Here is a 7,154-nt window from a genome sequence, read left to right as displayed (position 1 = left end):
CGGGCCCGGACCGGGCGGTCGCCGCCGCCGCCCGCCACCCGCCCGGGCGCGGGCACAGGGGCGTGCCGCGCGAGCAGCCGGTCGAAGAAGTCAGCCATCTGCGCACAGCTCCAGGTAGTAGCGGCGCCGCAGCGGGCTGAGCGCCAGGATCTGAGGCTCGCTCCAGCCGTATGCGGTGGCGAGCAAGTGGACATCGAGGAGCAGGTCCCGTGCCCAGTGGTCGAGTTCGGCCCACAGGTAGGAGGCGATATCCAGCTCGGCCCTGGTGGCCTCACCGCATTCGGGGCAGGCGACGTTGAGCGTCACATCGGCCGCCGGGTCGGCGTGTTCGGCGGCCTCGGCGAGCTTCCGCTGCACCGGCTCGGGCAGTTCGGCCACCGGGAGGCGGTCGGCCGGGACGGGCTGCCCCGCGCGGTGTACGGAGACGAGGCAACGGGCGAGCAGGGCCCGCCGGGCGCGGGCCGCGGCCGTGGACGTGGACGGGGACGTATGGGCGGCCTCGCTGCCGTCCGCGCCCACGAGCCCGCCCACGCCCACGCCCACGTCCTCACCCAGGAGTCCGGCCCCGTCCCCGCCCCCGGGCCCGCCCGCTCCTGACGTCGCACGACCGCCCGTTTCGCTCACCGCACGACCGCCCCCTCCGGCCACCGCCTGCGCGGCCGCCTCGAGGTCGGCGACGGTGGGCAGCCGGAACTCGACCGTCCACTCGCCCTCCTCCACCCGGAGCGGCCCGTCCCGCTCCCGCGGGCGCACCCCCAGGTCGCGGGCGTCGAGGTCGAACTCCATGGCCTCGCCGCACGCACCGCATTCGGCCCGGATCTGCATCCGCTCGCCGAAGAGCGCGCGCCGCAGGGCGTACAGGTCCGCCTCGCGCTCGCCCACCGGCAGCGACCGCAGTTCGTCCGCGGCGGATTCCGGGCGGGCGGCCCGGTGCAGCAGCAGGGCGCGGCCGGGGCCGTGGTGCGCCAGCCCCGCCTCCCAGATGGCCAGCAGCTCCGCGGGCCCCGTGTTCCCCATCTCTCAGGCCGTCCGCTCCCCGCCTACGCGGGGTGGGTGAACGAGGGCTCTTCCGGCTCCGGCACCTCGTAGTCCCGCTCCCAGCCCTCGCACTCCAGCTTCAGGCTCTGGATCGCGACCGCGTTGGCGTTGGCATCCAGCTCGCCGAGGACCTGGTACTCGCTCGGCCAGGTCCGGTAGAGCTTGTGCGAGACGGCGACCTGGCCCGCCTCGTTGAGGACCTGGATGACGATGTCCTTGCGGAAGTCGGCGAGCGAGACCTCGGCGCCGAGCCCCGCGCCGACCTGCCAGACCTTGTTGGCCCAGCGGTCGAATTCGGGGTCGTGGGTGACGCCGCGCTCCAGGGTGATCCCCTCGAACTCGGACCGGCCCGGGGACTTGCGGGGCGAGCTGGGGTCGCCGCCGTTGCGGTGCTTGACGACCTCGGTGGTGCGCTTGAGCGGACTGATTTTGCTGATGCCCGCGACCGTACGACCGTCCCAGAGGACCAGAAACTTAAAGTTCTTGTACGGGTCGAAGCGATGGGCGTTGACCTGGAACTCAGCCATCACATTCCTAAATCTCGAACTGTCCGGCCATCTGCTGGATCTTGACGATCACGAACTCCGCGGGCTTGACCGGCGCAATACCGACCACGACATTCACGATGCCGTTGGCGATGTCCTCGTCCGTCGTGGTGTCCTTGTCGCACTTGACGAAGTACGCCTGACGCGGAGTGCCCCCCTTGAACGCGCCCTTCTCGAACAGGGTGTGCAGATAGCCGGAGGCGTTCAGCCGGATCTGCTGCCACAACTGCTCGGTATTGGGTTCGAAAACGACCCATTGCAGTCCGCGGCGCAGGCTCTCCTCGATATGCAGCGCCAGCCGCCGTACCGGGACGTACTTCCATTCGCTGCTCTGTGCGTCGGCGCCCCGCAGCGTACGGGCGCCCCAGACCAGCGGGCCCACCACCGGGAAGGTGCGCAGGCAGTTGATGCCCAGCGGGTTGAGCAGTCCGTTCTCGCGGTCGGTCAACTGGACGCCGAGCGAGTACACCCCGGCCAGCCGCGCCTCGGTCCCGGCCGGTGCCTTCCACACGCCGCGTTCGCCGTCCGTACGGGCGATGACGCCCGCGAGTGCCCCGGAGGGCGGGAAGGCGCGCAGCCGCCCGGTGAGCGGGTCGGTGAGCCGCAACTGCGGGAAGTACAGCGCGGCGTGGTCGCTGCGGACCGGCTCGAAGGCGCCGATCCCGGCGCGGGCCGCGTCCACGCTGCCCCAGGCGGAGGGCGCGTCGACGAGCAGGAAGATCCGCCGCTCCCGGCACAGCCGGTCGGCCGCCGACAGCACGGTGACCATGTCGCCGACGGACTCGTACCCGGCGAGCTCGGGCAGCGACAGCAGATTGACGTCCTCGATGTCGCGCAGCGCTTGCAGGCCGGTCTTGTCCGCCTCGCTGCCGATGAGGTCGCGGGGGCCGGGCGGGGCGCCGTCCTCGCCGCCGGACAGCGGGAAGACGGGCGGGTTGACCGATGCCTCAAGGCCGAGGTCATTGGCGCATTCGCCCAGGAAGCGCACCACGTCGTCGGGGTCGATGGAGCCGGCGACGACCTGGAGGCGGCGGCCGAACGCGGTGACCTCGGTGCCCGCGAAGGCGTGCTTGCCGGGCGCGTCGGGCAGTGCGCGCAGCTTGCGCTCCAGGAGCAGGGCCAGCTCGGTGACGTCGCACGGAGCCTCGCCGTCGCAGTCCGGGTCGTACAGCGTGAACGACCGCTCCACCTCGCCGATCTTGACCGTCAGCTCGACACCCAGATCGGGGAGTTCGCCCGCGAACGGCTTGGAGACCGTGCCGGAGGGGTCCGGCCGGCCCTCGCCGACGGCCTTGACCCGGATCAGCGCCGACCCGGCGTTGATCACGGTCTCGGCGTGGCGGCCGTGGGCGGGGTCCATGGACAGGCTGGTGAAGGACTCCCGGGAGGTGCCCCGGGCATCGAGCACATGGAGGTTGAAGGTCTCCTCCGGGCACGGCGTGTCGTAGTCGACGGCCAGCCGCAGGCCCGAGCCCCAGTGGCCGGGCTCCTTGGCGTGCACCTCCAGCACCGGGCATTCGCTGTGGCCCTCGGTGGAGTCGAGGGTGACGCAGGCGGCCTTGCCGGTGCCGGCCTTGGTCACGCGGACGACGACCGCCACGGTGCCGCCGTTGCCGAAGAACTGGTGCACCGCGTAGCCGACGGCGCTCTGCGAGGTCAGGCCCCCGAAGCGGCGCTCGAAGTCGGCGAAACTGGTGATGCGCACCGGGGTGTTGAGCGGGCCCCGCCGGGTGTGGCCCACGAACGCGGTCACCGAGGTGGTGACCGAGGCGATGGTACGGACGCTGCTGGGAAGCTCTTCGATGTAGACACCGGGATAGCCCGCGGGCGTCGGCATTCCCCCTCCATTCTCTTCGCGCATCAAGAGATGAGGAGGGGAAGTGAAGATCACACGTACGGATTTCCCGCCGTGCGCACACAATCTCCTTACACTTCCCCCGGTCGCACGCCCCCGCGAAACCGGTATCGCAGGATTCGGAACGTCGCTTGCGGCTCCTGATGCGTGAGTGCGCTTTGAGTCTCCGCGCCCGGCATGATTCCGGTCAAGGCATTGTTCCGGTCATCTCTTTCACGGTGAATTACTAGATCGTTTTACGGTCTCCACAGAGTTGACCAAGCCATTACCGTGCGCGAACGCTTCCGGCAATTCGTGATCGCAAAATTCCGTGCGGAGCGTACGGACGACGAGAACGAGCCGAAAAGGTGAACGGTGCGGCGCGGCGTTTTGCGGTCCCGCGCTCCGGGCGTTATCGCACCCGCGCCCGCAGGGCCGCACGCCTGGTGACAGGGCGTCAGTCGTCCGCGAGGCCCTCAGGCGTGCGCACGGTCCTCAGTCGCGGACGAGGGGCGACGGCGCGAGGACCGCGCGCCCGTCCAGCCAGGCCGGCCGGCTGAGCAGCGGGCGGAAGTGGGTGAACAGGGCGAGGAGTTCGGGGCCACGCCGCTCCCGGAGGGCGGGGTCCCGGCGGGCGAGGTCGAGTTCATTGGCGGCCGACAGCTCGGCGAAGTCCCGGAGCAGCCGGGGTTCCGGGGTGTGCGTACGACCAGTGAAACGGTCGTGGAAGACCACGTCGGCGTCCCCGAGCGCCCGACAGGTGGACTTACGGTCACAGCTCGCGTAGAGGTACACGATGGCTTCGGCCTCCGAGCCGATCACCGCCACGAGTTCGCCGCGACGCCCGAGGGACAGCAGGGTGACGGGAAAGCCGTCGGTTCCGTAGAACGCGTGGCACAGCCCGGCGAGCTGGAGCTCGGGGCGGGCGCCGTAGGCGGCGAGCCGGGCCCGTACGCGCTGGAGGTGGGCGAGGAGGGTGCCGCCGGGGTGGGCGATGCGCGCGGCGCCCAGGCGGCGCAGAAGTGTGACGGCCCGGTCGGCGGCGGCAGGAGGGGGAGCAGCAGGCACAGGTCGGGTCCTTTCGGTGCTGGGCAGGTCGGCACCCGTACCGCACCGGCACCCGGTCCGGATCCTCGTGCGAGCGCCGTACGGGTTGCCGCCTGAGCCCTACAACGATCGTCCCGACCAGCGGCCACCCCAGTCAATCCTGGGGATTGCTCGCCAACTCCAAGCTCTAACTTGGAGGTTATGACTCTCGATGATCTGCGGGTGTTCGTGGCCGTGTGCCGCGCCGGAAGCCTCAGCGCCGTCGCCCGGGAGCTGACCTGCACACAGTCTGCGGTGAGCCAGCGGGTGAAGCGGCTGGAACGCGAGACCGGCGTGAGCCTGCTGGAGCGCCAGCCGCGCGGGGTCGTGCCCACTTTGGCGGGACGCATTCTGTGCGAGGCCGCCGCCGACGGGATCGCCGGGCTCGATCTGGCGCTGCGCCGGCTGAGCGACCTCGTGCACGGGGAGAGCGGGGCCGTGCGGATCACCACCGGCAGCACCACTGTGCGGCACTTCATGGCCGGGGCGATCGTCTCCTTCCGGCGCCGCTATCCGAACGTGAACCTGGAGTTCCAGACCGAGAGTTCCAGCCGCGGCTGTCTCGACGCGCTCATCGCCGGCCATCTGGATCTGGCCTGGATCACCCTCGGTGCCCCGGTGCGCGGTGTCGAGCAGCGGCCGGTGGCCGAGCTGCCCTGGGTGCTCGCCATGCGGGCCGGGGATCCGCTCGCGGCCCGGTCGCACGTGGAGGTGTCCGACCTCGCCGATGTCCGGCTCTTACGGTTGCCGCCGAACTCCACCTCCGGCGGGCGCCTCCACGCGGCACTGGCCGAGCTGGGCATCCGGGCCGGTTCCGATACCGGTGTCGCCGACTGGGACACGGCCCTGCTGCTGGCCGAACTCGGTCTGGGGCGCGCCGTGGTGCCCGCCCTGCCGGGGCTGCCGGTGCCCGGGAGCGAGGGGCCGCTGCGGCTCGTCCCGATCCCCGCGCTGCCGCCACTGCCGGTCGGCTGGGCCGCACGCCGCTGGGACGCGCTGCCGCCGCTGGCCCGGGCCTTCGCCGACACGGTGACCCGCAGCCTGGGCGAAGACGCCTCCCGCGAACGGCACTCCCCCGAACGGCCCTCCGCCCGGCCCGCCGAGTGATCATTTTCGGACTTCCGCCGCCAACGCACGGAGATGGCCATTTCAAGGGGGCGCACACCTCTATGCTTCTACATGCGTGTAGAAGCACGGAGGGCGGACACACGGTGAACGTGCGATGGGCCGCGAACGTTCCGCGGCCCATCACCCGTTGTCGCGCGACCGCCGTCCTCCACCGCACGCGCCCGTAACCCCCACGCTCACGCGTGCAGTAGGCATAGCGAAGGAGTGAACGCCACGATGGTGTTCAAACGACTGCTCGGCTCGCTCGGTGTCGGCGGGCCCACCGTGGACACGGTGCTGGACCCCGGCCCGGTACGCCCCGGCGGGCCGCTGACCGGTCAGGTCCATCTCCGTGGCGGCACGGCGGACTTCCAGATCGAGCAGATCACGCTGGAGCTGGTGGCCCGGGTGGAGGACGAGCGCGGCGAGGAGGAGCGGGAAGGGGTCGTCCTCTTCGACCGCTTCACCGTCGGCGGCGGCTTCCGGCTCGCCGAGGGCGAACAGCGCAGCCTCCCGTTCACGGCCCACCTCCCCTGGGAGACCCCGATCACCGAGCTGTACGGGCAGCCGCTGGGCATCATCCTCGGCGTCCGCACCGGGCTGGAGATCGCGGGCGCGAAGGACAAGGGCGACCTCGACCAACTGACCGTGAATCCGCTGCCGGTCCAGGAGGCCGTTCTGGAGGCGCTGGGACAGCTCGGCTTCGGCTTCAAGTCCGCCGATCTGGAACTGGGCCATGTGGGCGGCACCGGGCAGCGGCTGCCGTTCTACCAGGAGATCGAACTCGCCCCGGCCCCCCAGTACGCCCACGCCATCAACGAGCTCGAGGTGACCTTCCTGGCGAACCCGGGCGGCATGGACGTCGTCCTGGAGGCCGACAAGCGCGGCGGGCTCTTCTCCTCCGGGGGCGACGCCCTCACGCTCTTCACCGTCGGCCATGAGGGCGTCGAGCACCGCGACTGGAACACCGAGGTCGACGCCTGGATCCGCAGCCTCGTCGAGCGGCGCGCCGCGCATGGCTCGTACGGCTCCCACGGCTCGTACGGCCACGGCGAGTACGGCGCGCCCGGCTACGGCCACCACGACGGTCACGGCCATGCGGACCACCACCATGACGGCGGGCGGCGCTCCGGCCCGAGCACCGCGGCGATCGTCGGTGGCGTCGCGGCGGGTGTCGCGGTCGGCGTCGTCGGCGGAATGGTCGCCGCGGAGGTCGTCGACGAGATCGGCGACGCCTTCGAGGACGAGGAGGACGAGGACTGACGGGCTCCCCGGCCCGGGGCGGTCCCCGGGCCGGGAACTCCGGTTCCGTTCGCGGCGTTTGGCCTCCCCGGCGCGCCCGCGGCCCAATGGCCGTGGTCCCATGGGGCCACATCGCCGGCCGACGACCGGATCTGCCGTCGAGGAGGACGTACCACCTTGACTTCCTCCCCCGCTTAAAGGCGGGGGGTTCCAGCGGTCGCCCGCTGGGGTTCCTGCTTCACCGACGACCGCCCCGTCCGGGAGGACTCCCGTTGAGGTCTCACACCGTCTCCACAGGCAGA

The 7,154-nt window shown here is 71.3% G+C and carries 6 protein-coding genes; 2 read left to right on the top strand and 4 right to left on the bottom strand.

The annotated features are described in order from the left end of the window. Positions 1-90: 90 nt before the first annotated feature. The 4 genes from KN815_RS44485 to KN815_RS44470 form a co-directional block, all read right to left on the bottom strand. Positions 91-1,017 carry a T4 family baseplate hub assembly chaperone gene (locus KN815_RS44485; RefSeq protein ID WP_216347472.1) on the bottom strand — a complete coding sequence of 309 codons (927 nt, stop codon included), beginning with the start codon at positions 1,015-1,017 and terminating at the stop codon, positions 91-93. 23 nt (positions 1,018-1,040) lie between these two features. After that, positions 1,041-1,565: a phage tail protein gene (locus KN815_RS44480; RefSeq protein ID WP_014058531.1), complete on the bottom strand. Its 525-nt coding sequence runs from the start codon at positions 1,563-1,565 to the stop codon at positions 1,041-1,043. Between the two features lie 7 nt (positions 1,566-1,572). Continuing rightward, entirely contained in the window at positions 1,573-3,420 is a 1,848-nt protein-coding gene (locus KN815_RS44475) for a phage tail sheath family protein (RefSeq protein WP_216347471.1), read from the bottom strand. Positions 3,421-3,912: 492 nt separating this feature from the next. Continuing rightward, positions 3,913-4,485, bottom strand: coding sequence for a DUF6817 domain-containing protein (locus KN815_RS44470; RefSeq protein WP_216347469.1), 573 nt, complete (start codon positions 4,483-4,485; stop codon positions 3,913-3,915). Positions 4,486-4,665: 180 nt separating this feature from the next. On the opposite strand from KN815_RS44470, the gene KN815_RS44465 reads away from it, so the two are divergent. Then, positions 4,666-5,610 (top strand): LysR family transcriptional regulator, encoded by a 945-nt coding sequence (locus KN815_RS44465; RefSeq protein ID WP_216347468.1) that lies wholly within the window; start codon positions 4,666-4,668, stop codon positions 5,608-5,610. A gap of 237 nt (positions 5,611-5,847) precedes the next feature. Then, positions 5,848-6,873: a sporulation protein gene (locus KN815_RS44460; protein WP_216347467.1), complete on the top strand. Its 1,026-nt coding sequence runs from the start codon at positions 5,848-5,850 to the stop codon at positions 6,871-6,873. Positions 6,874-7,154 lie beyond the last annotated feature (281 nt).

Source organism: Streptomyces niphimycinicus, assembly GCF_018883605.1.
GTDB classification, from domain to species: Bacteria; Actinomycetota; Actinomycetes; order Streptomycetales; family Streptomycetaceae; genus Streptomyces; species Streptomyces niphimycinicus.
Note: the sequence above shows the minus strand (reverse complement) of the source record. Positions and strands in the feature narration are given on the sequence as shown.

Bases quoted from the DNA above. Each gene is read 5' to 3' on its own strand.
- KN815_RS44485 (WP_216347472.1), bottom strand. From the start codon at position 1,017: ATGGGGAACACGGGGCCCGCGGAGCTGCTGGCCATCTGGGAGGCGGGG.
- KN815_RS44480 (WP_014058531.1), bottom strand. From the start codon at position 1,565: ATGGCTGAGTTCCAGGTCAACGCCCATCGCTTCGACCCGTACAAGAAC.
- KN815_RS44475 (WP_216347471.1), bottom strand. From the start codon at position 3,420: ATGCCGACGCCCGCGGGCTATCCCGGTGTCTACATCGAAGAGCTTCCC.
- KN815_RS44465 (WP_216347468.1), top strand. From the start codon at position 4,666: ATGACTCTCGATGATCTGCGGGTGTTCGTGGCCGTGTGCCGCGCCGGA.
- KN815_RS44460 (WP_216347467.1), top strand. From the start codon at position 5,848: ATGGTGTTCAAACGACTGCTCGGCTCGCTCGGTGTCGGCGGGCCCACC.